Below are 26,063 nucleotides of genomic sequence, written 5' to 3'. Positions count from 1 at the left end.
CAATATATAGTAACCACCTATGAATGATATTCTGACCATAGGGGAAAGGGATTTTACATCCCGTCTGTTTGTCGGAACAGGCAAATTTTCCTCCAACAAGCTCATGCTTGAATCAATCCTTGCTTCTGAATCACAGATGATTACAGTAGCCATGAAACGCATTGACATGGAACATGAGGAGGACGACGACATGCTGCGCCACATCAACCGCGACCATGTCCAGTTTCTCCCCAACACCTCAGGCGTGCGCACCGCCGACGAAGCCGTCCTCGCCGCCAACCTTGCCCGTGACTGCTTCGGCACTGATTTCATAAAGCTCGAAATCCATCCCGACCCGAAATACCTCCTGCCCGACCCTGTGGAGACTTTAAAAGCGACGGAAATTCTCGCTAAGCAGGGATTCAAGGTGCTCCCCTACATTCAGGCCGACCCCGTGTTGTGCAAGCGGCTCGAAGAAGTCGGAACAGCAGCCGTGATGCCTCTCGGAGCGCCAATCGGAACAAACAAAGGTCTCAAGACACGCGATTTCCTTGAAATCATCATCAGCGAAAGCCGTGTTCCGGTTGTGATTGATGCAGGACTCGGCGCTCCATCCCACGCCGCCGACGCAATGGAGATGGGAGCTGATGCGGTGCTCGTCAACACAGCCATCGCCGTCGCAGGCGACCCAGTAGAAATGGCCGTGGCATTCCGCCTCGCGGTCGAAGCCGGCCGCAGAGCCTATCTTGCCGGACTGGGCACCGTGTCAGACTCCGCCTCTGCCACAAGTCCTCTCACCGAATTCCTTAATCTGTAAAAACATAGCCATTCCATCACAACCATAACCATCGGAAACCAGCATGAAAATTGAAAATATCGATGTGAACTCTTATCCGGGTTCTGAAAAAGTATATATCGACGGAAAGCTTCACCCTATACGTGTCGCGATGCGACGTGTCAACCTCACCCCGACAGTCAAGATAATCGACGGAGAGAAGATGACCCGCAAAAATGATCCCGTCTATGTCTATGACACAAGCGGCGTGTACACCGACCCTGATGTCAGTGTAGACATCAACGCCGGACTCCCCCGGCTTCGCGAGGAGTGGCTGGAGCGTCGCGAAGATCTCGAACAGCTATCCCACATTACATCCGACTACGGACGCATGCGCGAGGCCGACAAAAGTCTCGACCCAATCCGTTTCGCCCACCGATATGCACCCCGGCGTGCGGCTGAAGGCCGCAATATAACCCAGATGGCACTTGCGCGTCAGGGCATAATCACACCGGAGATGGAATATGTTGCCATACGTGAGAACAACAATGCCGAAGCCCTCGGCATCAAGAGTCACATCACACCGGAATTCGTGCGCGACGAAGTGGCAGCCGGACGCGCCGTAATCCCTGCCAACATCAATCATCCCGAAGCGGAACCGATGATTATCGGCAAAAACTTCCTCGTTAAACTCAATACCAACATCGGCAATTCGGCACTCTCATCGGGTATTGAAGAGGAGGTGAGCAAGGCCGTGTGGAGCTGCTACTGGGGCGGAGACACTCTGATGGACCTCTCGACAGGCGACAACATCCACGAGACCCGCGAATGGATTATCCGTAACTGCCCTGTCCCCGTCGGGACAGTCCCCGTCTATCAGGCTCTCGAAAAGGTCGACGGCAAGGTGGAGGATCTCACTTGGGAAATCTACCGTGACACCCTCATCGAACAGGCTGAGCAGGGTGTCGACTATTTCACCATCCATGCAGGCGCTCTGCGCGCGCATGCCGACATGGTTCAGGAGCGACTGACAGGAATCGTGTCGCGCGGAGGCTCGATCATGACCCGATGGGCTGTCATTCACGATCAGGAAAATTTCCTCTACACCCACTTCGACGAAATCTGCGAGATTCTTGCCCGCTACGACGTAGCCGTGTCGCTCGGCGACGGTCTGCGTCCGGGTTCAATCCACGATGCCAACGACCGCTCGCAGTTCCTCGAACTCGATGTCCTTGGCGAACTCACAGAAATCGCATGGCGACACAATGTACAGGTGCTCATCGAAGGTCCGGGCCATGTCCCCATGCACAAAATCCGTGAAAATATGGAGCGCCAGATTGACAAGTGTCACGAAGCGCCGTTCTATACCCTCGGACCGCTGACGACGGATATCGCACCCGGCTACGACCACATCACCTCGGCCATCGGTGCCGCACAGATAGCATGGATGGGCACTGCGATGATATGCTATGTGACACCCAAAGAACACCTCGCGCTGCCTAATCTCGAAGACGTGCGCAACGGCGTGATCACATATAAGATCGCAGCCCATGCCGCCGACATCGCAAAAGGTCATCCGGGCGCACAGCTGCGCGACGATGCCATGAGCAAGGCGCGTTTTGAATTCCGCTGGAAAGACCAGTTCAACTTGTCGCTCGACCCGGCGCGTGCACGCCAGTATTACGTCGAGAGCCATAAGGATGATGACCATTTCTGCACAATGTGCGGTCCGAACTTCTGTGCGATGCGAATCACCCAGCAGCTCGTCGACGACTGTGCGAAAAATTAAACCAATCACGTTCATATATGACGGAGAGTTGTCCGTCATATATGAACCCACGATTATGATAAAGTCAAGATTATGTTTTCTGACGAATTAAAGAAATATGACTGGGACGAGACCACACGTTTCATCGAGTCGCGCACGGCCGCCCATGTCCGCATGGCACTCCGCAAGGAGCATCTGAGCGTCGAGGACTTCATGGCGCTCATTTCTCCCGCAGCCGAGCCATTTCTTGAAGAGATGGCGCAACTGAGCCACCGTTACACCCTCGAACGCTTCGGCAAGACAATCTCGATGTATATCCCGATGTATGTCTCAAACGCATGCACAAACCACTGCGTCTATTGCGGTTTCAACCACAACAACCCGCTTGCACGTGTGACTCTCACAATGGAGCAGGTGAAGGCCGAATGTGAAGCCATCCGAAAACTCGGACCGTTCGAGAACCTGCTGATTGTATCCGGCGAGTTTCCGGCGCTCAACGGTGTCGATTATCTTGAACAGGTGCTACGTGTGTGCCGTCCGTATTTCAACAATCTCACCATCGAAGTCATGCCGATGAAAAGCGAGAGCTACGCCCGTCTGGTCGAAAGCGGACTAAACGGAGTGGTATGTTTTCAGGAGACCTATAACGCCGCCAACTACAAAAAATATCATCCCAAGGGGATGAAATCGATTTTCGAATGGCGCGTCAACGGTTTCGACCGCATGGGTCAGGCCGGGGTACACAAAATCGGAATGGGTGTCCTCATCGGACTGGAAGACTGGCGCACGGATCTCGCGATGATGGCTCGCCACCTTCAATATCTGCGTAAAAATTACTGGCGCACCCGCTACAGTGTCAACTTTCCGCGCATGTGTCCCGCCGAAGGAGGCTACCAGCCAAAGGTCGTGATGAGCGACCGCGAACTGGCTCAGGTGACATTCGCCTTCCGTCTGTTTGACCATGATGTCGACATTTCATATTCGACCAGAGAAGATCCGGTTTTCCGAGCCAACATGATGAAACTCGGCGTGACCTCCATGAGCGCCGGCAGCAAGACCGAACCGGGAGGATATGTCTCGACTCCCGACGCACTCGAACAGTTTGAAGTGTCCGACCCACGTTCGCCTCAGGCCGTCGCAGCCGATATCCGCCGTCTGGGATACGAAGCCGTCTGGAAAGACTGGGACAAAGTGTTTGACTGACAAATCAGTCGTCAATAGCAGATATACCAAAGGGATATAAATAGACAAAAACGCCGGTATCCAAAACTTTTTCATAGTGCAATCCTTTATATAGTAAAGGAATTTTTATAAAACTCACATATTAACTATTTTGTATTATGAAATCGTTTGGCAAAGGTCTATTCTGGATTGGTTTTATACTCCTGATGGGAGTTGTGATCGGTTATCTTATAACCATGCTTGCAGGAGTCGTGGCATTCGCTTCATGGGTGACAGCCCTGACATTCTGCGGTCTGATTTTAGTCGGTGGTATTTTCATGCTCATCGGTCGTGCGTATGAACGCAAGGGCGAAATCAAACGTCAGATGAAAGACCTTGAGGCTGCTGAAAGAAACTTCAGCTCCACGGATACAGCCGGCAAAACCACCCTATAAATAATTCCGGCTAAAATCGATACACAAAAAAAACGCATCACCGTAGCCAATGGGTCGGTGATGCGTTTTTTATGAAACTTGTTTATCTTTCGATAAGAACTTTTAAAATTCAGCCTTGCCCGGAGTACGGGGGAAAGGAATCACGTCGCGGATATTCGTCATGCCGGTCACGAAGAGCACAAGACGCTCGAAACCGAGGCCGAAGCCGGAGTGAGGAACCGTGCCGAAACGACGGGTATCAAGATACCACCACATATCCTTCATAGGAATGCCAAGCTCTTCGATACGTGCGAGAAGCTTGTCGTAGTTCTCCTCACGCTCTGAACCACCGATAATCTCGCCGATGTGCGGGAAAAGCACGTCCATCGCGCGGACAGTCTTTCCGTCCTCGTTCTGCTTCATGTAGAACGCCTTGATTTCCTTGGGATAGTCGGTCAGGATGACAGGTTTCTTGAAATGTTCCTCAACGAGATAGCGTTCGTGCTCGCTCTGGAGATCAGTACCCCAGTGAACAGGGAATTCAAACTTCCTGCCGGACTCTTCAAGGATTTTCACACCTTCGCCATACGAAAGACGGACGAAATCGTTGTTGACAACGAATTTCAGACGATCAATCAAATCCTTGTCATACATCTCCTGAAGGAAGGTGATGTCGTCAAGCGAATGTTCGAGAGCGTAGTTGATACAATATTTCACGAACTCTTCGGCAAGATCCATGTTGTCGGTGATGTCATAGAAAGCCATTTCCGGCTCTATCATCCAGAATTCCGAGAGGTGACGGGGAGTGTTGGAATTCTCAGCGCGGAAAGTCGGACCGAAAGTGTAGATCTGGCCGAGGGCAGTCGCGCCAAGCTCACCTTCGAGCTGACCTGAGACAGTCAGGGCAGTGGGCTTTCCGAAGAAATCCTGCGAATAGTCAACCTTGCCTTCCTCATCCTTTGGAAGATTGTTCAGGTCGAGAGTGGTGACCTGAAACATAGCTCCTGCACCCTCGCAGTCGCTCGCTGTGATGAGAGGTGTGTGGAGATACTGGAATCCGCGTTCGTTGAAGAACTTGTGGATTGCAAAAGCGAGGGTGCTGCGCACACGGAGCACAGCGCCGAATGTGTTTGTGCGCGGACGGAGATGTGCGATCTCGCGGAGGAATTCGAGAGTGTGACCCTTCTTCTGGAGAGGGTATGACTCCACGTCGGCTGTGCCGTAGACCTCAAGCGATTCTGCCTGAATCTCGCAAGTCTGGCCTTTGCCCTGCGACTCTACGAGAAGCCCTCTGACACAGATGCTTGAGCCGGTGGTGACAGGCTTAAGCTCCTCGTCGGTAAACTTGGCCATGTCAAACACAATCTGTATATTCTTTATGGTCGAACCATCGTTGAGCTGCACGAACTGCACGTGTTTGTTACCACGGCGGGTACGCACCCAGCCTTTGGCCAAAACCTCAGATCCGATAAGGGCAGCGTCTTTGAGAAGATCGACGACTTTAGTCCTTTTCATTTGCAAGTGTATTCTATATTAAATTATTCGAATGAACCCATTTTAAGGAAGTTGACCTCTTCCTGAGTGAGATAGCGCCAACGACCGCGGGGAAGATTCTTCTTGGTGAGACCTGCGAAATACACACGGTCGAGTTTGGTGACGTGGTAACCGAGGCTTTCGAAGATACGGCGCACGATGCGGTTACGACCGGAGTGAATCTCGATACCGGCCTGATTGCGGTCAGTCTCGGTGGCATAAGAGATTGCATCAGCGTGGATAGGACCGTCCTCAAGCTCGATGCCGTCGGCGATACGCTGCATGTCCTCCTCGGCGATATCCTTGTCGGTCCATACGTGATAGATTTTTTTCTTCACGAATTTCGGGTGGGTGAGCTTCGATGCGAGATCTCCGTCGTTTGTGAGAAGAAGTACGCCTGTAGTGTTGCGGTCAAGACGTCCTACGGGATAGATGCGTTCTTCGCAAGCACCCTTCACGAGATCCATGACAGTGAGACGGCCGTTGGGATCGTCGCTTGTGGTCACACAGTCCTTCGGCTTGTTGAGAAGGATGTAGCACTTGCTTTCGAGAGTCACAACCTTGTCGTTGTATTCGACGACATCGTTGTGTGAAATCTTTGTTCCGAGCTCGGTCACCACCTCGCCGTTGACCTTGATGAGACCCTGCTGGATATATTCGTCAGCCTCACGGCGCGAGCACAGACCGGCATTGGCCATGAACTTGTTGAGACGAATCTGCTCGTTAGGATCGGGAACAGGCACTTCGTATTCTATGCGACGGGGACGCGGAGTGAAACTGCGGCCTCCCTGAGGCATGCCATACTGGTTCTGACGAGGATTGGGTTTCTTAAAGCCCTGCGGACGGTTGTTGTTGTAGCCACCCTGACGGTTGTTGTTATAGCCGCCCTGACGGTTGTTGTTATAATGATTACCGTTATTGTTGTAACCGCCCTGAGGACGGTTGTTGTTGTAGCCGCCCTGAGGACGGTTGTTGTTGTAACCGCCCTGACGGTTGTTGTTATAGCCGCCCTGACGGTTGTTGCTGTAGCCGCCCTGACGGTTGTTGTAGCCACCCTGAGGACGGTTGTTATTGTAACCGCCCTGACGGTTGTTGTTATAATGATTACCGTTATTGTTGTAACCGCCCTGATTGTAGCGGTTATACTGTGGACGGGGCTGATAGCCGCCCGCATTCTCACCCTCGGCAGTGTTTGTCACACTCCCTTCAGCCGCGCTCTGAGGCTCGCCTTCAAGCTGCGGATTGGCCATCGGACGTGGCTGGTAGTTGTTGTAACGGTTATTATTGTTGTTGTAACGGTTATAGCCTCCCTGATTGTTGCTGTAACGGTTGTTACCATATCCTCCCTGACGGTTATTGTTGTAGGGTCTGGGCTGATAAGGACGGTTGTTACCATAGGAGTTATAGGATCCCTGATGACGCTCCTGCGAATCAGACTGATGGTTTCCCTCCTGTGTGTTGAAGTCGTTTTTGAGATTTTCGGCACTGTCTGAGCTCACCGGGCGCACTCCGATACGCGGGCGCTTGCTTTTCTTTTCGTTGCTGTCCATGAAGTAATTTTAAATTTTGAGTTGAGATAAATTTGATTAGTGCATGCCTCGCGGCTGTCTTTAACTTTATGTTCTGCTGTTTAGTTTGTTATTTTCGCCCGAAAAGGGCATCGTGTTAACTGGTCAAAAATTTCGTTTTTAATGCCAATTTTTCCTATCGGATATGGTCATGTATGGAACAATAAGTCCTCTGCATAACTCACATGCAAAATTAGAAATAATTTTTATTTTATCCTATACAATTTTGATGAATTTTTCGCATCATACATGGCCTCACACCAGCGAAAACCATCAAAACGGGTCTAATGTTCAACTAAAAACGACGGTTTTATTGTCGTATGTCAGAATCTTGCGCTGGATATGTTTCTCAACCGCCCGCGACAACACTATCTTTTCAAGGTCACGTCCCTTTTTCACAAGTTCGTCAATCGTGTCCTTATGGCTGATTCTAACCACATCCTGCTCGATTATAGGACCTGCGTCAAGATCGGCGGTCACATAGTGGCTTGTCGCTCCGATGAGTTTGACACCGCGCTCATAAGCCTGATGATATGGTTTCGCACCGACGAAGGCGGGAAGAAACGAATGGTGGATATTTATTATACGGTTGGGATAGCGATTGATGAAATCCTCTGACAGAACCTGCATGTAGCGGGCAAGCACAATAAAATCAATCCCGTAGCGGTCAAGAATCTCAAATTCCCGCTGCTCCATCTCGGCTTTGTTCTCGCGGTTGACAGGAATATGCTCGAAAGGAATGTTGAACTGCCGCCCGGCTATAGCAAGGTCGGGATGATTGCTGATTATTACAGGAATATCCACATCCCATTCCCGGCCATGTGACGGGCAAGCATGTCGTAGAGACAATGTGACATTTTGCTCACGAATATTGCCATTTTCTGACGACGTTTCGAGAAACTGATACGATAAGTCAGTTCATAGCGCTTGGCATAAAGCGTGGTGAAATATTCGTTGATTTTTTCAGACGGGATAAGGAAGTTTTCCAGTTCCCATTCGACACGCATATAGAATATGCCGTTCACACGGTCGACATACTGGTCGAGATAGATTATGTTGCCCCGGTTTGTGGTGATGAAGTCAGTTATCACCGCAATAATCCCCGGCTGGTCGGGGCAGTGCATTCTGAGTATGGCCGTTGGCTTCTTTTTGCTTTCCACTTACCTTAAGTTTTTTCGTTTTGTAAAATACCCTGCAAAAATACAGACTTTTTTCCATAAACCACCAACGAATCACAGCATAAAGTTCGCAGAACATAAGAATTTATAGTAATCCGGATATTGCTAAATCGAAAAAGACAAAGAATAACAGATTTTATCTTTAAAGTCGGGCACTAAAGCCGGATTCATCAGCTAAAATCTGTTATTCTTTGTCTTTTATAGGTGCATGTCACACCTTTTTACTTTGTCAGTGCGAGAATGAGCGCCGAACGTGGAGCTATCGTCATCTTGCCTCCTTTTGCAGTTCCGAGACCATCGGCATTGATATTGCCGTCTTCCGCTATAACTGTCCAGTTTCCTTTTGGAATCTTTACTTCTCTCGGCTCGTCAGATCCGTTAAACACGAGCTTAATTTCCTTCCATTCGTCTCCGTTGGCATAGTCGGTCAACGAATATGAAATCAGATTAGGCTCGTTCACATTGTCAAATTTCAGATGTTTCCGCACCTGTTCGGCAGTTGTCATGCGGAAAGCCGGATGTTCTTTGCGAAGTCTGATAAGCTCCTTGTAGTAATTGAACTGTCCGGCATTGTCATGCTTCAGATTCCAGTCTATCGCATTGATTGAGTCGGGCGACTTGTAGGAATTATGGACACCCTTCTTATCGCGGAAAATTTCCTCGCCGGCAAAAATAAAGGGAGTTCCCTGCGAGGTCAGCACTATTGTCTGGGCAAGACGGGCAGCGCGCTGACGCTCGGCGTCGGTCGCGTCGGGCATTGACTTGCGGAGCTTGTCGGTGAGCATGAGGTCGTCGTGACACGACACATAATTTATAATCTGTGTCGGAGCTGAGGCATAGGGAAATTTCGAATTGTTGCCCTTCGAGTAGTCGACCTGCGGATGTGCTGTAGCACCGACGATTCCGATTTTAACGGTCTCTTCAAGTCCGGGCTTGCCTGTGGCGAATCCCCGATCGGAAGCATCAGTGTAATGTCCCTTGATAGCATCGCGGATGTCATCGCTGAACACTGCAATCTGAGGCATCTTGGCCACGTTTTCTTTCAGGGCACGCTGCTCGACAGGGAGTGGAGAATCGCCGGCCGTCCACCCTTCGCCATAAACAAAAATATCGGGATTGATTTCCTTGAGCGCGGCAGCGACTTCGTTCATTGTCTCGATGTCGTGGATTGCCATGAGGTCGAAACGGAAGCCGTCGATGTGATATTCCTTGGCCCAGTATTTCACTGAATTAATTATGAAATCACGCATCTGCCGGCGGTCAGAGGCTGTCTCGTTGCCGCAGCCCGAAGCATCGCTGTAGCTTCCGTCGGGACGGTGACGGTAATAATAGCCCGGAGCTGTAAGCGAGAAATTCGAACCGTCGTTTTCGGCTGTATGGTTATAGACCACGTCCATAATCACACCGATACCGTTGTCATGGAGTGCCTTGACCATCTCTTTCATTTCCAGAACACGGGTCGAAGGATCTGACGGATTGGTCGAATAAGAACCCTCCGGTGCGTTATAGTTCTGAGGATCATAACCCCAGTTATAGGTATTGGTGGGAAGATTGGCTTCGTCGACACTGTTATAGTCGTAGGAAGGAAGGATATGCACATGGGTCACACCGAGTTCCTTCAAATGGTCGATGCCTGTTTTGTCGCCTTTAGGTGAACGTGTAGCCTCCTCGGTCAAAGCAAGGAACTTGCCCTTGGCAGCTATGCCAGACGACGGATGTACAGAAAAATCGCGGTGGTGCATCTCATAGATGACCGCGTCATTGATGTGTTTGATCGCCGGACCTTTGTCAAGATTCCATCCTTCAGGATTTGTTCCGGCAAAATCGATAATGGCGGCACGTTTGCCGTTGACACCGACAGCCTTGGCCCAAACACCGGGAGTCTCGTCGAGCCATTTGCCCTTATTGAGAATCGAGAATGTATAAAACTTGCCATAGAGCTTTTCAGGAACGTTGGCCACCCACGTCCCGCTCTCGCCCCGGGTCATGGCTATTGTATCGGTGGCGGAAGTGTTCACGCCTGTCGGGTAGAGAATGACGCGCGCACCCTCGGCAGCTGGCGACCACAGACGCCAGTGAGTGCCGCTGTCATTGACAGTCAGCTCAAGGTCTTCGCCTCCATAGGCAGGATAAGTCTTAAATACAGCATCGGCATTCTGAGCCGAAACAGCCGAAGCCGCGCTGAGTGCAAGCATTGTCACGATTGATAATCCTTGGTTCATTGTCGGAAATGGTATTAATTAAAAATGAAAAGAATCGGGAGCCGAAACTCCCGATGCAAGTATGAAAAAATATAATATAAATCCGTGTGTTTCTTTGGGGAGAGAGTTTTTTGAGGAGAGCTATAAATATCAGTCGACTTCAATCACAAGGAAGTTTGAGAGCTGCCAGAACTTCTCGGGATTGGTGATTTTTACAACCTTCTGGCCGTTTTCGTCAACAATCGTATATGAATCCTTGGGCTGCGAAGTCATAATTTTTGCCTTCTTGCTGTGAGTCGGAATCTGAGTCAGTTCACGGCGGTCTGCAGTGGTGAAGTAACTCATATCGAAATCTCCCTTCATAACCTTGGTCTTGCGGAGGAACCCTGATTCAAGAATCTTCTTTTCCTTCAGTTCCTTTCCTGTACCGATGGCATAGTATACGGCATTTAGTTCCTTGTCAGCGGCAGTAGCGGCCTCTTCGGCAGCCTGCTTCTGCTCACGCTCCGCATTGAGACCGATGTTGAGCGAATCGTTGGCGGCATCAAGACTTGTCACCTGCGCGCTGAGTTCCTCAATCTTGATGTTGGCGCTTGCAAGCTGATTGGTCAATGTAGCGATTTCTGTCTGCTGCTCTGCAATCTGAGCCTTGAGATTCGAGACGGTGCGCTTGAGCGTAGAGCTTTCGCCACCGGCTGCCGCAAGCTTCTTTTCCAGCTCTTCAAGACGCTGACGGCGTTCCTGAAGCGCCTGCTGGATGGCAATCATATCGTTCTTGATCTGCTCCTTTCGTGAGTCTGACTCCCCGAGCGAACCGGGGGTGGCGATGATTTTTTCCAGATCCTTGATCTGTGACATCCCGTCGGAAATATCATTCACAAGCACGAGAAGACTGTCTTGAGTGGCGAGTGTCTCACGAAGGTCGCCTTTGAGTTGTTCGTTCTGAGCTTCTGCTTCTCGGAGTTTACCTCCATTACATGAAGAGAGGATTGCAGTTGCGATGACTGCCAATGTCGCGATCTTTTTCATAAATTTCGTAGTTGATGTGTGAATTTTTATGCGTCTTTATACTTGTTTTTATGGACTTTCGGTCCTGCGCTTTCCTGAGCGCCTATCACTATAACAATTTCTCCTCGCGGAAGGTTTTGTCCAAAATATTCCACGAGTTCTCCCAATGTTCCATTGACCGTAGTGTTGTGGAGTTTTGAAATCTCACGCGACACGGATGCAGCCCTGTCGCGTCCGCAAGCCTCGGCAAACTGTTCCAGTGTCTTAACGAGACGCAGCGGCGATTCGTAGACAATCGAAGTGCAGTCACTGGCAGCGATTCTCTCTATGCGCGTCTGCCGGCCTTTTTTCGGTGGCAGGAAGCCTTCGAAGGTGAATCGGTCAGTCGGGAGACCCGAATTGACAAGAGCCGGGACAAAGGCTGTCGGCCCGGGAAGGGTCTCGACCTCGATTCCCTCTCGCCGACACTCGCGTGTCAGGAGAAAACCGGGATCACTGATGCCGGGAGTGCCGGCATCGGATATCAGCGCCACGTTCTCGCCGGCCATGAGCTGTTCGATAATCGGACGTACAGTAGAGTGCTCGTTAAACTTGTGATGACTCGAACACGGGGTCGATATGTCAAAATGACGTAGCAACACACCCGATGTGCGTGTGTCCTCGGCATATATGCGGTCACATGACTTCAGCACTTCGACGGCGCGCGGAGTCATGTCGGCCATATTTCCTACAGGTGTCGGTACTATATATAATTTACCCATGCGTCGTGTCAGAAATGTTTGGCGACTATAGCCATAAACTCCTTGACCACTGGATCGGAGGAATCCCAGCAAAGGTCATTGAAGAAGTAGTCCTCAGCCTCATCCATATCCGCCATGCTGCCGATAGCTTCAAGCGTCTCACGGAATTCATCATCGGAATTTCGGAACAGTTCCCTGCGGAAACGGAAACGATCATTTAGAGTGAATGCCTTCGAGATGTCTGCCGCACGCTCACGCGCGAGCTTTTCGTCGAGTGTCAGCTGGGTCTCCGCAGCAAGCGTGTCGTTGACAGTAGGCACGACATCGGCATCGGCCGTCTCTTCGGCTATGGCATTTTCAGCCACAGCTTCATCATCTGCTTCGGTAGTGTCGACAGCAGCCTCGGCAACCTTTTCAGATTCGCTGCCTCCGGCCATTGCTTCACTCACTGTAACGGGAGCGGTTGTCGGAGCCGGCTGCTCAACGACAGTCACGTCTTTTTCAGCCTCAACCGCCGGAGCTTCGCCACAAGAGGCACCGGCCACCGTGAAAGTGGTGGCAATTTCATCTTCTTGTGACTCCGTATGCGTGTCATCGGCACAACTGTCGGCTTTCAGTCCTGCCAAGAGCTTCTCAGCCTTGGCAGTCAGAAGTTGTCCCATCTCCGGGGCGGCTTCCTCGCCTCTGCTAATATGAAGCATCAGCAGTCCTTCTATTTCGTAGGCCAGATTAAGTAGCCCGGTCAAGTCTTTGTTCATCATTGTTTTCTTGGTCGTCTGCATCTATTGGGTTTTCAATCTGCAAACTTACATTAAATTTTTCTAATAACAAACGTTCAATATCTTTTTTCAAGGCAGCACGGCTACATCTGAAATTGTTGACCATAAACACGATTACATGTGTCGGATAGCCGTTTTCATCAAAAAGGTAGCCTCCATAGCTCTGCACACCTTTCATCGAGCCGGTTTTCATTGCGACACGTCCTGACAACGGCGTGGAGACAAGAAAATTTTTCATCGTTCCGTCAAAACCGGCTTTCGGAAAAAGTGTCAGATAATCGTTCGAAAACGAATCTGTGGCCATATAAGTGTAGACATCTCCAAGAAATCTCGCCGTCAGGCGGTTGTCGCGTGAAAGACCGCTGCCATCCACGATATTTATGCCATGAGCGCTTATCCCGGCCATTGACCACACAGCCTGTTCCTCCATTATCGCATCGGCACGGGTGCCACCCGGCGTGAGAGCCCGGAGCATGCCTTCGGCCATAAGATTGTCGGAACGAAACATGAGACTCTGCATGATTTCCCCGAACGGAGATGAATGGTGGACGTAAATTTCAGTCTCCTCATCCGAAGGCTTTACACTTTGCCCGGCCACCTCGACCCCGGCCCGTTTGAGTGTCGATACGATCTCATAGCTCATGGCCTTGCGCGGATAAGGCATAGAGAAAATGTCGTTGATTGCACGAGTACCTCTCACAAGGAAAGTTTCTGAACCGTCCTTGCGGTCAATCTTGCTCCCCTTGCCTTTGATAACACTGAATTTCAAATCCGGGACAAACGGCTCAGTCTTTTTTGACGGATAGCGGAGACGGAAACGGTTGTCGCGGAAATTCGCACCCTGAAGGCGAGCGCCGTAATACCAAGGTATATCCTCGTCCATCCAGCCGGGAGGAGTGGTCGCGTCGGGAAAGTCGGATTCGTCAATCAGTACATTTCCTCGGATTTTAGTGATGTCCATACGACGCACGGCAGCAGCGATACTGTCGGCAAAGCCCTGTGTCTCGGGAAGAAACTGGGATTCGATTGTAGGATCGCCACACACCTTAACCACAAGATTTCCCTCGAGCACACCGTTGCGTATTTTCCCTGTGGCGACTACAGGAGTGGCGAAGCGCTCCTGCGGGTCCGCAAGATTGAGCATCGAGGCTACGGTCACCGATTTCATGACGGAAGCCGGAATCAATGAGCGGTCAATATTGGCCGACACAATGTCATGGCCAAAACGGAGATCGCGTATAAGGATTGCAGTGTTCAGAGTGTCGAGACCATGTACGTTAAGCGGGAAGGCATAGGCCAAGGCAGAGCAGGCGATGAATGTCAGCGCAATCACCGCCCTGATTTTAAGTATGGTTTTCATTTGCCTCTATACTGCAGATGATCCATCATAACATAGCAGAACGGACGTTCTCCGACCTGCGTGAAACCAACCTTTTCATAAAGACGGCGAGCCTTTAGATTATCCTTGTCGACAAGCAGCCCGGCGGGTTTCCCTGTCGACGCTGCCCGGCGGACAGACGCCTCCAGCAACTGCGATGCGATGCCACGGCCTCGATATGCAGGCAGGACTGCAAGAGTGTCGAGATAGAATTCCGAAGAATCCGTCTCGTCTTCGACATCGCCCATATCCTTGCCAAGTTCGCGCCTGACTGCTTCAAAAAACGGTTTGCGAAGTTCATCGAGCTTCGCTCCGTCATAACCGACGCACACCCCGACTGTCTTTCCGTCGTCGTCAACGGCAACAAGGGTGTTGAGATAACTATACTGGGTGTCTTCGCGCTCAGCCAGACGGGTGAACAGCCCTTTGACATCTTCAAGAGTGTGATTCCGGCCTGCGAGACCCAGACAGATTTCCTCGCCGACAGCATCCATTATCGAACGAGCTATCAGCGGTGCATCCTCTTTGCGTGCTTCTACAATTTTCATTTTTTATAACTGATTATTTTATGTCCGTCAACAACCCGGATATCTGGAATTGTGTCTGTTTTAGGAAGTGACGGTGCTTTTATTTTCCCTTCGATATGTTCAGGCGAAACCTCTACCCTGATTTCGTCCCAGAGATTGTCTTTGGCAAACGATTCCATGATCTGCGCTCCACCCTCGACCAGCACAGAACTTATACCTTTATTATATAATGTGTGCATTGCCTCTGCAAGCGTCATTTCGCCATCGATCACAATGACATCGCCGTCGGAAAACAGCCGCAGGTCTGCCGGAAGACGCTTTCTGCGGTCAAGCACGACTTTGACAGGCGATTTTCCTGCATAGAAACGGGTTGTCAGTGTCGGATTGTCGGCAAGCGCAGTCCCGCTGCCGATAAGAATTGCGTCGTGCGTGGCACGCAGCTTATGGACAAGCATTGAATTAAGAGGCGTGGAGATGTGTCCGTCGATAAATCCGTCGGCGCTCTGTGCCCATTTCAAAGTGATGTAAGGGCGCTGTAGGCTATGAGCGGTCATAAACTTGCGGTTAAGCTCCCGGCACTCTTTCTCAAGCATACCGGTCATCACCTCGACTCCGGCATCAAGAAGCTTGGCCACTCCGCGTCCAGCCACTTTAGCGAAGGGATCGAGTGTGCCTATTACGACACGCGGAATCCCATTTTCGACAATCATATCGGCACATGGAGGTGTTTTCCCGTAATGGGAACACGGTTCAAGGGTGACATACATCGTCGCATCTTTAAGCAAATCCCGGTCTTTGACCGAAGCCACAGCATTGACCTCGGCATGGCCTTCGCCGCAACGGCGGTGCCAGCCCTCCCCTATTATCCTGCCTGAAGTGTCGACAATCACAGCTCCGACCATAGGATTGGGTGAGGCATCAAGCTCTCCGTGACGTGCCAGTTCCAAGGCACGACGCATGTATTTCTCGTCAGTCTCCATGTTTCAAAAATAAAAATTTAATAGCATTCCGGCAAAATGGCCGGAGCAAGAGTGTGTCCGACAGTAAATATCAGACACACTCTTAATCTTCTAATCTTCTTTATCGGTCCAGTCGCCGTTTTCCTTGATCAAGGCCACGAGGCGTTCGATAGCATCGGCGGCAGGTATGTTTTTCTCTATACACTCTTTGCCTTTGTAGAGACTGATTTTACCGGCGGCAGCTCCGACATATCCGTAATCGGCGTCGGCCATTTCGCCCGGACCGTTTACGATACAGCCCATCACTCCTATTTTCAATCCTTTAAGATGGGATGTCGCAGCCTTGATGTCGCGCAGTGTCGACTGAAGGTCATAAAGAGTACGTCCGCATCCGGGACATGATATGAATTCAGTCTTCGAAATGCGCAGACGGGTTGCCTGAAGGATGGCAAGCGAGATTTCGTTAAGACGTTCGCGGGACATATCGCCCGACTCAATCCACAATCCATCGGCAAAACCGGCGAGAAGGACAGAACCAAGCTCGATAGAAGCGGCGATTATGAGATTGTCCTCGCTCAGACCGCTATAGTCACGGCGTATGATGACCGGATTTGTCAGACCGCTGTTCATCATCGCAAACATGAACGAACGGATATGTCCTATCGCGTTTTCATCCTTGCTGTCAAGGATGAGCAGACGTGAGCTATCGGCGGCCAATTCTTCACGAAGTCCGTCAGACAGACCATCCTCAGCCAATGCAGTGATTGCGTCCGCGAGGTCTGACGGCTTCATGTCGAGTCCGACTACAACAGGCTGGCGTGTGGACCACACACTGCTCCGGCGTAAAGGCGAAAATTCATTATAGGATTCCGGAACCGGCTGGGACTTCACCTCTTTTCCGGCTGCAAGCCCGGTGATAAAACCGCTTATCGCACGTGCCACCGGAATCTCGAATTCAGGCTCTTCGCTGAGCGAGACACGGATGGTATCGCCGATGCCGTCGGCCAGCAATGAACCGATACCGACAGCCGATTTGATTCGTCCGTCTTCCGCATCTCCTGCCTCGGTGACACCGAGATGTAGCGGGAAGTGCATGTCTTCGGCATCCATCGCCGCTACAAGGCGACGCACAGTCTCGACCATAACACCGACGTTGGAAGCCTTTATTGAAATCACCACATCACGGAAATCGTGTCGGAGACATACGCGTAGGAATTCCAGCGCACTCTCGACCATGCCGGCCGGAGTGTCGCCATAGCGGCTCATAATCCTGTCGGAAAGCGAACCGTGGTTCACACCGATGCGCAATGCAGTGGAGTGTTCACGGCATATATCGAGCAGAGGCACGAGTCCTTCTTCAATCTTGACAATCTCGGCCGCATATTCCTCATCGGTGTAGTCAATCTTCTTGAATACACGTCCGGGATCAACGAAATTGCCGGGATTGATACGCACTTTCTCCACTCTCGAAGCAGCCGCGAAAGCCGCACGCGGATTGAAATGAATATCAGCCACAAGCGGAGTGTTAATTCCCCCGGCACGCAGACGTGAGGAAATATCGGCAAGATTCTCCGCTTCACGGACACCCTGTGCGGTAAGGCGCACAATCTCGCCACCGGCGTCGACAATGCGCCTGATCTGGGCAACCGACCCTTCACTGTCCATTGTGCTGGTCGAAGTCATGGACTGAAGGCGTATGGGATTTTCACCGCCGATTTCCACATGCCCGACTCTGACAGGCCATGTCGAACGGCGGTTATAATTGAAATTTCTGATTCTGCTGTGATTCATGTCTTGTTTATAATGCGATGGATATGAAGCTACAAAATCAATTTGAATCCACTGTGGAATCAATTGACCTTGAAGTCATATTTTACGGTTTTCAGTTCCTCGTTAGCCTTGACTATTTTCTGAGAAAGAGTCGAACGGTAATCGCCATAGCGTTTTGCAAGCGCCGGATCGGCGAGAGCGAGAATCTGCACCGCCATGACTGCCGCATTCATGCCGGCATTTATTCCGACTGTCGCTACCGAAATACCCGGAGGCATCTGAACGATTGAATAGAGTGCGTCCATGCCGTCAAGACTCGAATTGATAGGAATACCGATGACAGGGACAGGGGTCATGGCTGCAATCACCCCGGGAAGAGCGGCGGCCATTCCGGCGGCGGCTATAATCACTTTTATTCCACGGCCTTCAGCTCCACGGGCAAACTCTTCGACTTCAGAGGGCGTGCGGTGAGCGGAAAGGGCATTCATCTCGAAGGGCACTTCCATCTGATTGAGAAAGTCGGCCGCTTTTTTCAGGATGGGAAGGTCGCTTGTGCTTCCCATGATGATGCTGACTATTGGTTTCATGATAATGCTTTTATTCTTGTATGATTGATAACGTTGGTTTTTAATTAATCATTGACATCAGGTAGACACACAGGAAGCCATTGGCACATCCTGCAAGAACCTGCCACAGAGTGTGACGGCTGAGATAGACACGGGCGGTCATTACAAGTCCTGCCACAATTATCACACCCGACAGCCACACATTCATATTAAACAGTGCATAATGTGAGGCTACAATTCTGAATACAAGGGCGACCAGTCCGCCCATAGCGGCTGCATGCGCGCTGATTTTCCACCAGCAGTTCACAACCGTGCTGATAACTGTTGCCAAAGCTCCGCCGGCAAAAAACATCGGGAGCCAGAACGGAGCACTTGCCTTATAGAAAAAGAAACCACAGCCAAGATAGCAGAGCACAACCACTCCATAGGGAATGAAGCGCTCGGTACGGTTGTTGAGTGCGGGATCTTTTATCACACCGCTCCGATAAAGAGCCACGATGGCTGAGACCGGGACAAGGCATGTTATGACAAACGTTATGCCTATTGCCGTCCAGAGCAGATTTGACGGCAGCATCCGGAGTATCGTCAGGAAAGCGGCGAGTACCATTCCGTAAGTAGGAACAAGTAACGGAGAAAACACCGCTGACAGTATTTCTGAAATTTTCTTCATATTATTCTAAACAACCGAAATGTCATTTCAAACGAGTGAATCGACATATTTAAACGCAAATTTAGCGTTTTATTTGCTAAAGGCAAAGCCGGACACTGACAATAAATTATCTTATTCTATATTTTGGTACCATTGTGGCAATACCACACCTCAAAATACAATCACTCTGTCAAATAACAATAAAAAACAGCCGACAAACCATAAAATCCATATAAATTATCAGATTTTCTTTCGCAGTCGGGCGACGGGTATAGAGAGGCGTTCGCGATATTTAGCCACCGTGCGGCGGGCAATGTCGTAGCCTCGTTCAGCGAGGAGCTTCATCAAAGCATCATCACTAAGAGGGTGGTCGGAATCCTCTCGGGCGATAAGCTCACGTATGGCTGCAAGGATTTCGCGAGAGGACGCATCCTCGTCAGAACCCACTTTTTCATTGAAGAAAAATTTCAACGGATATATCCCGCCGGGAGTGGCGACATATTTTCCGGCAGTCGCACGTGAAATCACCGAAAGGTCATAGCCGGTCTCATTCGACACATCCTTTAATATCATGGGACGCAGACAGCTCTCATCCTCACTTATAAAAAAATCATGCTGCAACTTCACAATGGCAGACATGACCTTGTAAAGCGTCTCCTGACGAATACGGAGAAGTTCGATGAATTCAGTGGCATCCTCACGCTTACGGTTTATAAACGCCCGTGCAGCTTTGTGTTCGCCCGAAGCACCTGCTACAGATATGAAACTGTTGCCGTCGCTGACAAAACTGCTCTCGATTGTCAGTTCCGGGACGTTGTTGACGAGTGAAAGTGTGACGACATTCCCGTCGACCTCGACATTGAAATCAGGAATTATGTGACGCGATTTTTCATCGCCTGCACTATCACCAATCTGTCCGCCGGGTTTTGGATTAAGAGAGCGAATCAATTCGTCTGCCTCACGAAGTCTGTCGCGGTCGACATCGAGCATCGATGCGAGCCTGTCGAAATGTCTCAATGAGAATATATCGAAATAATGCTCCACGATTTCAAGCGCAAGATCCCGGATGTCGGACCGGGGCATCCGACGCAACTGCAACACAAGACAATCGCGCAAGTCATAGGCACAAACTCCGGGAGGGTCAAGCGCACGCACTCGTCCTACAATCTCACGCAAATGCTCCATCGGAACGTCAATTCCGGCATTAATCGCCAGATCGTCAAGAATCTGTGTCAGTGTCCGCGTGAGATATCCGTTATCGTCAAGATTCCCTATTATGTAGCGTGCAATCTGTAAATCGCGCGCATCAATATCGGTTTCTGAAAGCTGACGTGTCAGTGACTCTCCAAGCGAACCTTCGTCGGCAACGGCTACCGGCTCATAAAAATCATCGTCGGCCGAACGGTTGTTTGCCTCGAACCTATAGGAAGGAATCTCGTCTTCATCGCGATAATCGGCCAACTGAAGGTCCTCGGCACTTTCGTTGAAATCATCATCTCCTTCAATCGCGGGTGTATCAGCGACTTCAAGTGCCGGATTATCGTCAAGTTCACGACGAACTTCGTCTTCAATCTCCAATCCGTTCATCTCAAGAAGACGTACGAAACGCATCTGCAACGGCGACAACCGCTGTTGCAATTTCTGTGAAAGTGATAATCGTAGCGAACCTTTCATTTTATTAAAATGCGACAAACAGGATTAAAGACACGTGAATGAAAAACTTCTCAGAGGGACATACAGGCCTAAATTTTACATCCTCTACAATTAGAAATGAATACAGGGCTTTAAAGTTCAATCAAAGAGTCGTATGGAAAATCTTTTTTCGCCTTTTTACCGATAACAGAATCCCAGTCCATCGGGCTTATTCCATTTCCGGGTCGCTTGACGGTGATATTTTCCTCGGTAAACTCTTCGCCGGCGGAAATCGGCCGTGCAGCCACAATACTTTTACGCGCCACCTCTATATTCGGGCGTTCGCAATCGGCAATACGCTTCTCTCCAGATCCAAGAGCCATCTCAATATGACGGACAGCCTTGACCATCGCTGCAAGTTCTGCCGGATCAAGCGACGCCCGGTGGTCAGGTCCGGGCAGAGACTTGTCAAGAGTAAAATGTTTTTCGATAACCTGTGCGCCAAGAGCGGCTGCCGCCACCGGGACTTCTATGCCAAGTGTGTGGTCGCTGTAACCTACGCCTCCTACATTAAGCTTACGCAGACTTTCCATTGCCAACAGATTGACATCGGAATACGGAGTCGGATACTGAGTGGTACAGTGGAGCAAATAGATATCCTCACGCCGGATTCCGCCGTTGACAAGGATTTCAACGGCCTCATTGACCTCAATGATTGTCGACATGCCTGTCGAAAGTATGACTTTTCCTCCAATTGACGCAATCTTGCGCAGATATGGAAGATTTGTAATCTCGCCCGAAGGTATCTTCCAGAAGTCCATCTGCAATGGCACAAGCGCATCAATGCTTACAAGATCAAAAGGTGTGCTCATGAATCCGATGCCTTCCTCACGACACAGCTGCGCAAGCTCAGGATAGGCACTCAGAGGTAGATGGATAGCCTTACACATATCAAGCTGCGATTCACCTTCGCCCGTGGCCTCCTTCTGATAGGCCGCCTTCGGGGCTATTGAAGATATGACAAGTTCAGGCACGGCTGTCTGAAATTTCACATAGTCAGCACCGGCGCGTGCGGCCTCGACTACCATTCTGCGTGCCATCTCCATCGAGGCATTGTGATTGACTCCTGCCTCGGCGATTATGATTATTTTTCCAGTCTTTTTCATACGTTAAACACAGCTTCTTCAAAATAACGGCAGATCATAGTGCCTGCTTTTATTTTTGCGGCAGGCTCAAGCGGCAGCCCGACCGCCTCTTTCAATATCATTGACGGAATGTCAGCTCCTGCATGAACCGAACATACCACACCTCCGCCGAGACGGGGATTTATTTCCATCAGCATCAGTCGACCTGTCCGAAGGTCGCGCAGATATTGAAGTGTGACCGCACCGCGGAGACCAATCCTGACAATCGCATCAACTGAAGCCTCAAGCAGCTCAGGACTGTCGACAGTGACAGTGCGCGAAACTTCTCCACCGACCACTTCGAGTCTCTTTCGGGGACTGACGCAAAGAATCTTGCCACGCTTGGATATGTAGCAGTCAACAGTGAACTCTTCGCGCTCGGGATAGTAGGTCTGAATGAGATATTCGTCGGCTATTTTCGAAATACGCTTGAACTCGTTGATGCCGTTGATGACTTCAATACCTTTCGAGGCAGATCCGCGACGCGGCTTGGCGATGAGCGGGAAAACAGGGCGACCGCCGGTATATGTCGGAGGAATGTCGAGGCCAAGCGACTCGAACTCACGGGCAGACAACACTTTGTCAAACAGGGTGTCAGCCTTTCCGGGTGTGACAACAGGGGACCACGAGTCTCCATAAGTGGCCACGTATGCTCCGGCAATGGAAATAGCCCCGTCAACAAACGGAAGCATCACATCAATATGATAGGCAGAGACTATCTGATGAAGATGTTCAAGGATGTCAGGCGCATTCCATTTGCGTCCGATAATGACACCGCCGACGAGAGCAACCGGGACTTCAGGCTCAAGCTCATAGCTATAAATCCTGACATCCATGTCAAGCTCACGGCCGGCCTCTATCAATTTCCGTCCAAATGAAACACGCTTAGCACCGCCGAGAAACAGAATGTTTATGTTCCGGCGCTTGCCGCTATTGTCAGTCTGTCCGCTCATGATAAAAATCAAACGTTATAGATTCCCGATTTATATTTAGCAAGATTTTCAGGCTTCGTAAACCACTCGACCGTATCGCGGAGACCGGCTTCAAGGTCATAGCGAGGACGCCAGTCTGTCAGAGAGGTTATAAGAGTGTTGTCGCCACAAAGGCGGAACACTTCACTGCCCGATGGACGCAAGCGGGCAGGATCGACAACGTAATCGACTTTCTCGCCCATTATATCAGCAATAGTCTCAAGAGTCTGACGCATGCTTACCTCAGTGCCGGTGGCAATGTTGATTTCTTTTCCTTCTATGCCCTCTGCTCTTCCGAGCGCGATGAATCCGGCTGCCGTATCCTTGACAAAGTTGAAATCACGTGTGGGGGTGAGATCTCCGACCTTGATTTCACGAGCGCCATTAGCTATCTGTGTGATAATCGTAGGTATGATCGCACGGGCACTCTGACGCGGGCCATAGGTGTTGAACGGACGTGCTATGACCACAGGAAGTCCGAATGCGTTATAGAAACTCATGGCGATAGCATCCGCCCCGATTTTAGTAGCGCTGTAGGGCGACTGGGGCTGCCGGGGATGTTTTTCGTCAATCGGGACATATCTCGCCGTACCATAGACCTCGCTTGTCGAGGTCACGACAAGCCGCTTCACACCGCAGTCACGCGCAGCCTGACACATATTGAGAGTCCCCTTGATATTTGTGTCTACGTAGCTGTCGGGCGCGACGTAGCTATACGGAATGGCGATAAGTGCTGCAAGATGGTAGACAGTAGAACAGCCTTCGGTTATGTGACGGCAGAAATTCGGATCTCTGACATCGCCTGTAACAATTTCCAGATCCGGATTATTGATTCCTTCAAGCCAACCCCAGTCGTTAAATGAATTATATTGGCTCAAAGCTCTCACCTTGTAGCCCTCGGCAAGCAAAGCTTCAGTCAGGTGAGACCCGATAAAGCCGTCAGCACCGGTGACGAGCACTTTTTCTTTAATGCTATCCATATATGTTATTTTCTTAATATCTAAGTTGTTTTTATGTTCAGAGACAGATGCCTAATGCGGATGGGTAAGATAATACTTATATTCTACCCCTTCAGTAGAGGTGTAGCTTACCTCCATCTTTTTGCCTGTCAGACGGTCAATGTGAAGGCGCGTGACACCATCGGATGAAAAACACATCGCTTGAGGAGGAGTATAGAGGTAATCTGTTCCCTGAAGATTATCATGGTAGATAAAACACAATTCAAGCAAATCATCTTCACGCATCCATGTCCCGAAACACTCGAATACACGGTTATGGGCATAGATGGTATTGATTCGTATGATATTGCCCTGAAAAGCCCATGTGTAAAGCAGCGGGGCGTCGGGTGTCTCATATAGCTCCGTTTCCTGACCGTCGGCCGTAAGTCGTTCAAGTCTCCATTCCCCAAACAAGTCGCCGATATCGCCGTTATGGCGTGTACACCCGGACATAATAATGACAGTCAGACAGACCACAAATACAGTCATGGTCTTTGTTACTTTAGCTTTTATATGTGTAGACAACACTATAACTTCAGAATTAAAAGTTAAACAATCCGTCATATCTCACTCCGACAAGAATCCCGAAAGCATTCTCAGGCATATTGCCACGGTCAAGCTCGACTTTTGCATTGATTGTCAAACCATTGACAGTAGCAGGATGCCATCCGGCCTCCAACATAACAGAGGTCAGATGAATCGGACGAGGCAACATGTTGAAGGGAGTTCCCCAAGCCTTGCGGTAACCACCTTTGACACGATAGTCGAGAGATGGTGTAATATTTCCTTCAAGACCGATGTGGAAACCGCGTACCGCGTTTGCGACAAAATTCGGATTACCGTCAAGATTATATATAGGAGACATCATAACAGGCGTTCCCAAAGCCATGCCGAAATAGGCATAGGCATTATATGACGCATTATTATAATAATCGTCAGCGCCTGAGACATGCCCTGGAAGAGTACAACCGTCGTAGTCTCCGGGATTGAAATGAATCGGGCCACTCTGGTTTGTAAAATCAAAATATTCGGCTACGACGCCTGATATGTATCCCGGACGGGAGGCTTTATATTCAATGCCCCACAGCCCGTCAAAGCCATTAAGCTTACCTATTCCCGATCCATCGTCCCACAACCATGAGGTATAGGCAAAAAGTTCGTCTCCGTTTTTAAGACGATAGCGCCCACGTATATCCCAACTGCCAAGGTGGTTGCCTGAGTAGAAACCCTCGCCGCCATCCTCCATCGGGAACAGCATTTTTACAAAATATTTCAATGATTTCGGATGACTTTGCGTGCGGGTCAGCTCTCCGTTGTAATACCATTTGGTAGTACCGCCGAAAACAGCTGCCGCCTGCATGCCGAAAATCACAGAAAACGGTTTCGATGGTTTAGTGCGGAAATATACACGCTTATAGTTATAGAGCTGATGAGTGGTGATGTGATTGCCATAGTAGTTGTAGTGATTTTTCCACCAGCCATCATCTGCCATGTAGCCGAATGCGCCTTCACCTGAAATCTGAAGCCAACCGTTTGTAAAAGGGATATTCTGAAAATCCCAGAATCCGGCACGGGCCTGAAGCATCGGACGAGTGTTGCCGCTTTCAATCAGATCGCCGCTCGACAAGCGCTGGTTAAGCAAAGCCGAATTCTGTTCCTTAAGCCCGAGCTGAGCAAAAACGCCTCTGAATTTCAATTCACCATAAAGCTGCTGCAACCAGACAGAGGAGGGCGATTCTTTGTGGGAAAACCACGATTCGGTTTCAGCACTATAACGCTCATAGGCTACAGAAGAAGCATAGCCACCTATGACATCTGCACCAAAACCATACGAAAAGCGCTTCTCGTAATCGACATCTTTCCAGAAGGAAGCTTCGAGCCTTACGTTGTCAGCCTGCGTAAAACGTCCGTGTTCCAATGAAGATATGTAGTATGGAGCAAATTTCCCCGAGCCTGTTCCGGCAAAAGCCGAAGCCTCATAATGCAAAACATCTTCTGCCTTCCCGGTAATAGAGAATACCGTAAACGCGAGAGCCAGATTATATTTTGCAACCTTATAAAATTTCATAAACATAAGAATAATCGTATCGTCTGTATTCGACATTTCTATCCGGTCGTTGCAGTGTATGATTATCGCCACAAAGTTACATAAAATAACCCGAACACCAATCATCTGCATGCGGCATAACAGAAATTAGACCTGTTTCATCATCAATTAAATATCAACGCGATAATAAAGCAAGCATATACAACCCCAAATTGAGATTATCAATCAAAAAAACAAAAATAATCTAAAAACAACTAT

The 26,063-nt window shown here is 49.9% G+C and carries 22 protein-coding genes and 1 pseudogene; 4 read left to right on the top strand and 19 right to left on the bottom strand.

The features are described 5' to 3' along the window. Positions 1–19: 19 nt before the first annotated feature. The 4 genes from E7747_RS10565 (at position 20) to E7747_RS10550 (ending at position 4,138) form a co-directional block, all read left to right on the top strand. Positions 20–796: a thiazole synthase gene (locus E7747_RS10565; protein WP_123615571.1), complete on the top strand. Its 777-nt coding sequence runs from the start codon at positions 20–22 to the stop codon at positions 794–796. 43 nt (positions 797–839) lie between these two features. Further along, the gene (thiC, locus tag E7747_RS10560; RefSeq protein WP_136415844.1) at positions 840–2,543 is read left to right on the top strand and encodes a phosphomethylpyrimidine synthase ThiC; all 1,704 of its coding nucleotides are present in this window, start codon (positions 840–842) and stop codon (positions 2,541–2,543) included. 72 nt (positions 2,544–2,615) lie between these two features. Then, positions 2,616–3,725 carry a 2-iminoacetate synthase ThiH gene (thiH, locus tag E7747_RS10555; RefSeq protein WP_123615573.1) on the top strand — a complete coding sequence of 370 codons (1,110 nt, stop codon included), beginning with the start codon at positions 2,616–2,618 and terminating at the stop codon, positions 3,723–3,725. 137 nt (positions 3,726–3,862) lie between these two features. Continuing rightward, positions 3,863–4,138, top strand: coding sequence for a hypothetical protein (locus E7747_RS10550; RefSeq protein ID WP_123615574.1), 276 nt, complete (start codon positions 3,863–3,865; stop codon positions 4,136–4,138). Between the two features lie 102 nt (positions 4,139–4,240). Here the strand turns inward: E7747_RS10550 and asnS are convergent, their stop codons facing one another. From asnS to E7747_RS10455, 19 genes and pseudogenes are all read right to left on the bottom strand, one after another. Next, positions 4,241–5,632, bottom strand: a complete 1,392-nt coding sequence (asnS, locus tag E7747_RS10545) for an asparagine--tRNA ligase (protein ID WP_136415842.1) — start codon at positions 5,630–5,632, stop codon at positions 4,241–4,243. 23 nt (positions 5,633–5,655) lie between these two features. Then, positions 5,656–7,200, bottom strand: a complete 1,545-nt coding sequence (locus E7747_RS10540) for a pseudouridine synthase (RefSeq protein WP_136415840.1) — start codon at positions 7,198–7,200, stop codon at positions 5,656–5,658. Between the two features lie 309 nt (positions 7,201–7,509). Next, positions 7,510–8,342 (bottom strand): annotated as a pseudogene (purU, locus tag E7747_RS10535) (formyltetrahydrofolate deformylase). A 275-nt stretch (positions 8,343–8,617) separates the two neighbouring features. Further along, entirely contained in the window at positions 8,618–10,618 is a 2,001-nt protein-coding gene (gene pulA, locus E7747_RS10530) for a type I pullulanase (RefSeq protein WP_228449137.1), read from the bottom strand. Positions 10,619–10,747: 129 nt separating this feature from the next. Continuing rightward, positions 10,748–11,626 (bottom strand): Cbp1 family collagen-binding glycoprotein adhesin, encoded by an 879-nt coding sequence (locus E7747_RS10525; protein WP_123615577.1) that lies wholly within the window; start codon positions 11,624–11,626, stop codon positions 10,748–10,750. Between the two features lie 26 nt (positions 11,627–11,652). Further along, positions 11,653–12,366, bottom strand: a complete 714-nt coding sequence (rsmI, locus tag E7747_RS10520) for a 16S rRNA (cytidine(1402)-2'-O)-methyltransferase (RefSeq protein WP_136415838.1) — start codon at positions 12,364–12,366, stop codon at positions 11,653–11,655. An 8-nt stretch (positions 12,367–12,374) separates the two neighbouring features. After that, on the bottom strand, positions 12,375–13,106 hold the full coding sequence (locus E7747_RS10515) for a hypothetical protein (protein ID WP_136415836.1): 732 nt from the start codon (positions 13,104–13,106) through the stop codon (positions 12,375–12,377). Then, the gene (gene dacB, locus E7747_RS10510) at positions 13,075–14,484 is read right to left on the bottom strand and encodes a D-alanyl-D-alanine carboxypeptidase/D-alanyl-D-alanine endopeptidase (protein ID WP_136415834.1); all 1,410 of its coding nucleotides are present in this window, start codon (positions 14,482–14,484) and stop codon (positions 13,075–13,077) included. Before dacB ends, E7747_RS10515 begins: the two co-directional genes overlap by 32 nt. Then, positions 14,481–15,050 carry a GNAT family N-acetyltransferase gene (locus E7747_RS10505; RefSeq protein ID WP_136415832.1) on the bottom strand — a complete coding sequence of 190 codons (570 nt, stop codon included), beginning with the start codon at positions 15,048–15,050 and terminating at the stop codon, positions 14,481–14,483. Before E7747_RS10505 ends, dacB begins: the two co-directional genes overlap by 4 nt. Beyond that, complete coding sequence (gene ribD, locus E7747_RS10500) at positions 15,047–16,009, bottom strand: bifunctional diaminohydroxyphosphoribosylaminopyrimidine deaminase/5-amino-6-(5-phosphoribosylamino)uracil reductase RibD (RefSeq protein WP_136415830.1); 963 nt, start codon at positions 16,007–16,009, stop codon at positions 15,047–15,049. The genes E7747_RS10505 and ribD overlap by 4 nt, the downstream gene beginning before the upstream one ends. A gap of 90 nt (positions 16,010–16,099) precedes the next feature. Further along, a complete protein-coding gene (gene ispG, locus E7747_RS10495) occupies positions 16,100–17,764 on the bottom strand; it encodes a (E)-4-hydroxy-3-methylbut-2-enyl-diphosphate synthase (RefSeq protein WP_168185387.1) in 1,665 nt (554 codons plus the stop codon). A gap of 74 nt (positions 17,765–17,838) precedes the next feature. After that, positions 17,839–18,345: a 5-(carboxyamino)imidazole ribonucleotide mutase gene (purE, locus tag E7747_RS10490; protein ID WP_123615584.1), complete on the bottom strand. Its 507-nt coding sequence runs from the start codon at positions 18,343–18,345 to the stop codon at positions 17,839–17,841. A gap of 40 nt (positions 18,346–18,385) precedes the next feature. After that, the gene (locus tag E7747_RS10485) at positions 18,386–18,994 is read right to left on the bottom strand and encodes a phosphatase PAP2 family protein (protein WP_123615585.1); all 609 of its coding nucleotides are present in this window, start codon (positions 18,992–18,994) and stop codon (positions 18,386–18,388) included. A gap of 219 nt (positions 18,995–19,213) precedes the next feature. After that, positions 19,214–20,647 (bottom strand): RNA polymerase factor sigma-54, encoded by a 1,434-nt coding sequence (gene rpoN / locus E7747_RS10480; RefSeq protein ID WP_136415827.1) that lies wholly within the window; start codon positions 20,645–20,647, stop codon positions 19,214–19,216. A gap of 110 nt (positions 20,648–20,757) precedes the next feature. Continuing rightward, on the bottom strand, positions 20,758–21,771 hold the full coding sequence (neuB, locus tag E7747_RS10475) for an N-acetylneuraminate synthase (RefSeq protein WP_136415825.1): 1,014 nt from the start codon (positions 21,769–21,771) through the stop codon (positions 20,758–20,760). Next, complete coding sequence (locus E7747_RS10470; RefSeq protein ID WP_136415823.1) at positions 21,768–22,742, bottom strand: ATP-grasp domain-containing protein; 975 nt, start codon at positions 22,740–22,742, stop codon at positions 21,768–21,770. Before E7747_RS10470 ends, neuB begins: the two co-directional genes overlap by 4 nt. A gap of 8 nt (positions 22,743–22,750) precedes the next feature. After that, the gene (locus tag E7747_RS10465; RefSeq protein ID WP_136415821.1) at positions 22,751–23,740 is read right to left on the bottom strand and encodes an NAD-dependent 4,6-dehydratase LegB; all 990 of its coding nucleotides are present in this window, start codon (positions 23,738–23,740) and stop codon (positions 22,751–22,753) included. Positions 23,741–23,791: 51 nt separating this feature from the next. Then, entirely contained in the window at positions 23,792–24,247 is a 456-nt protein-coding gene (locus tag E7747_RS10460) for a lipocalin-like domain-containing protein (protein WP_168185307.1), read from the bottom strand. Positions 24,248–24,299: 52 nt separating this feature from the next. Beyond that, positions 24,300–25,826, bottom strand: coding sequence for a capsule assembly Wzi family protein (locus E7747_RS10455; protein WP_136415817.1), 1,527 nt, complete (start codon positions 25,824–25,826; stop codon positions 24,300–24,302). Between the last annotated feature and the right edge of the window lie 237 nt (positions 25,827–26,063).

Origin of the sequence: Duncaniella dubosii, from assembly GCF_004803915.1 — a bacterium.
Classification (GTDB): domain Bacteria; phylum Bacteroidota; class Bacteroidia; order Bacteroidales; family Muribaculaceae; genus Duncaniella; species Duncaniella dubosii.
The sequence above is the reverse complement of the archived record's forward strand: the minus strand, read 5'-3'. Positions and strand labels throughout refer to the sequence as shown.

Coding starts and splice junctions, on each gene's coding strand:
- E7747_RS10540 (WP_136415840.1), bottom strand. CDS start 7,200: ATGGACAGCAACGAAAAGAAAAGCAAGCGCCCGCGTATCGGAGTGCGC.
- E7747_RS10550 (WP_123615574.1), top strand. CDS start 3,863: ATGAAATCGTTTGGCAAAGGTCTATTCTGGATTGGTTTTATACTCCTG.
- pulA (WP_228449137.1), bottom strand. CDS start 10,618: ATGAACCAAGGATTATCAATCGTGACAATGCTTGCACTCAGCGCGGCT.
- thiC (WP_136415844.1), top strand. CDS start 840: ATGAAAATTGAAAATATCGATGTGAACTCTTATCCGGGTTCTGAAAAA.
- dacB (WP_136415834.1), bottom strand. CDS start 14,484: ATGAAAACCATACTTAAAATCAGGGCGGTGATTGCGCTGACATTCATC.
- E7747_RS10485 (WP_123615585.1), bottom strand. CDS start 18,994: ATGAAGAAAATTTCAGAAATACTGTCAGCGGTGTTTTCTCCGTTACTT.
- E7747_RS10525 (WP_123615577.1), bottom strand. CDS start 11,626: ATGAAAAAGATCGCGACATTGGCAGTCATCGCAACTGCAATCCTCTCT.
- E7747_RS10455 (WP_136415817.1), bottom strand. CDS start 25,826: ATGAAATTTTATAAGGTTGCAAAATATAATCTGGCTCTCGCGTTTACG.
- purE (WP_123615584.1), bottom strand. CDS start 18,345: ATGAAACCAATAGTCAGCATCATCATGGGAAGCACAAGCGACCTTCCC.
- neuB (WP_136415825.1), bottom strand. CDS start 21,771: ATGAAAAAGACTGGAAAAATAATCATAATCGCCGAGGCAGGAGTCAAT.
- E7747_RS10470 (WP_136415823.1), bottom strand. CDS start 22,742: ATGAGCGGACAGACTGACAATAGCGGCAAGCGCCGGAACATAAACATT.
- E7747_RS10515 (WP_136415836.1), bottom strand. CDS start 13,106: ATGATGAACAAAGACTTGACCGGGCTACTTAATCTGGCCTACGAAATA.
- E7747_RS10565 (WP_123615571.1), top strand. CDS start 20: ATGAATGATATTCTGACCATAGGGGAAAGGGATTTTACATCCCGTCTG.
- E7747_RS10465 (WP_136415821.1), bottom strand. CDS start 23,740: ATGGATAGCATTAAAGAAAAAGTGCTCGTCACCGGTGCTGACGGCTTT.
- thiH (WP_123615573.1), top strand. CDS start 2,616: ATGTTTTCTGACGAATTAAAGAAATATGACTGGGACGAGACCACACGT.
- E7747_RS10460 (WP_168185307.1), bottom strand. CDS start 24,247: ATGACTGTATTTGTGGTCTGTCTGACTGTCATTATTATGTCCGGGTGT.
- rpoN (WP_136415827.1), bottom strand. CDS start 20,647: ATGAAAGGTTCGCTACGATTATCACTTTCACAGAAATTGCAACAGCGG.
- ribD (WP_136415830.1), bottom strand. CDS start 16,009: ATGGAGACTGACGAGAAATACATGCGTCGTGCCTTGGAACTGGCACGT.
- asnS (WP_136415842.1), bottom strand. CDS start 5,632: ATGAAAAGGACTAAAGTCGTCGATCTTCTCAAAGACGCTGCCCTTATC.
- rsmI (WP_136415838.1), bottom strand. CDS start 12,366: ATGGGTAAATTATATATAGTACCGACACCTGTAGGAAATATGGCCGAC.
- E7747_RS10505 (WP_136415832.1), bottom strand. CDS start 15,050: ATGAAAATTGTAGAAGCACGCAAAGAGGATGCACCGCTGATAGCTCGT.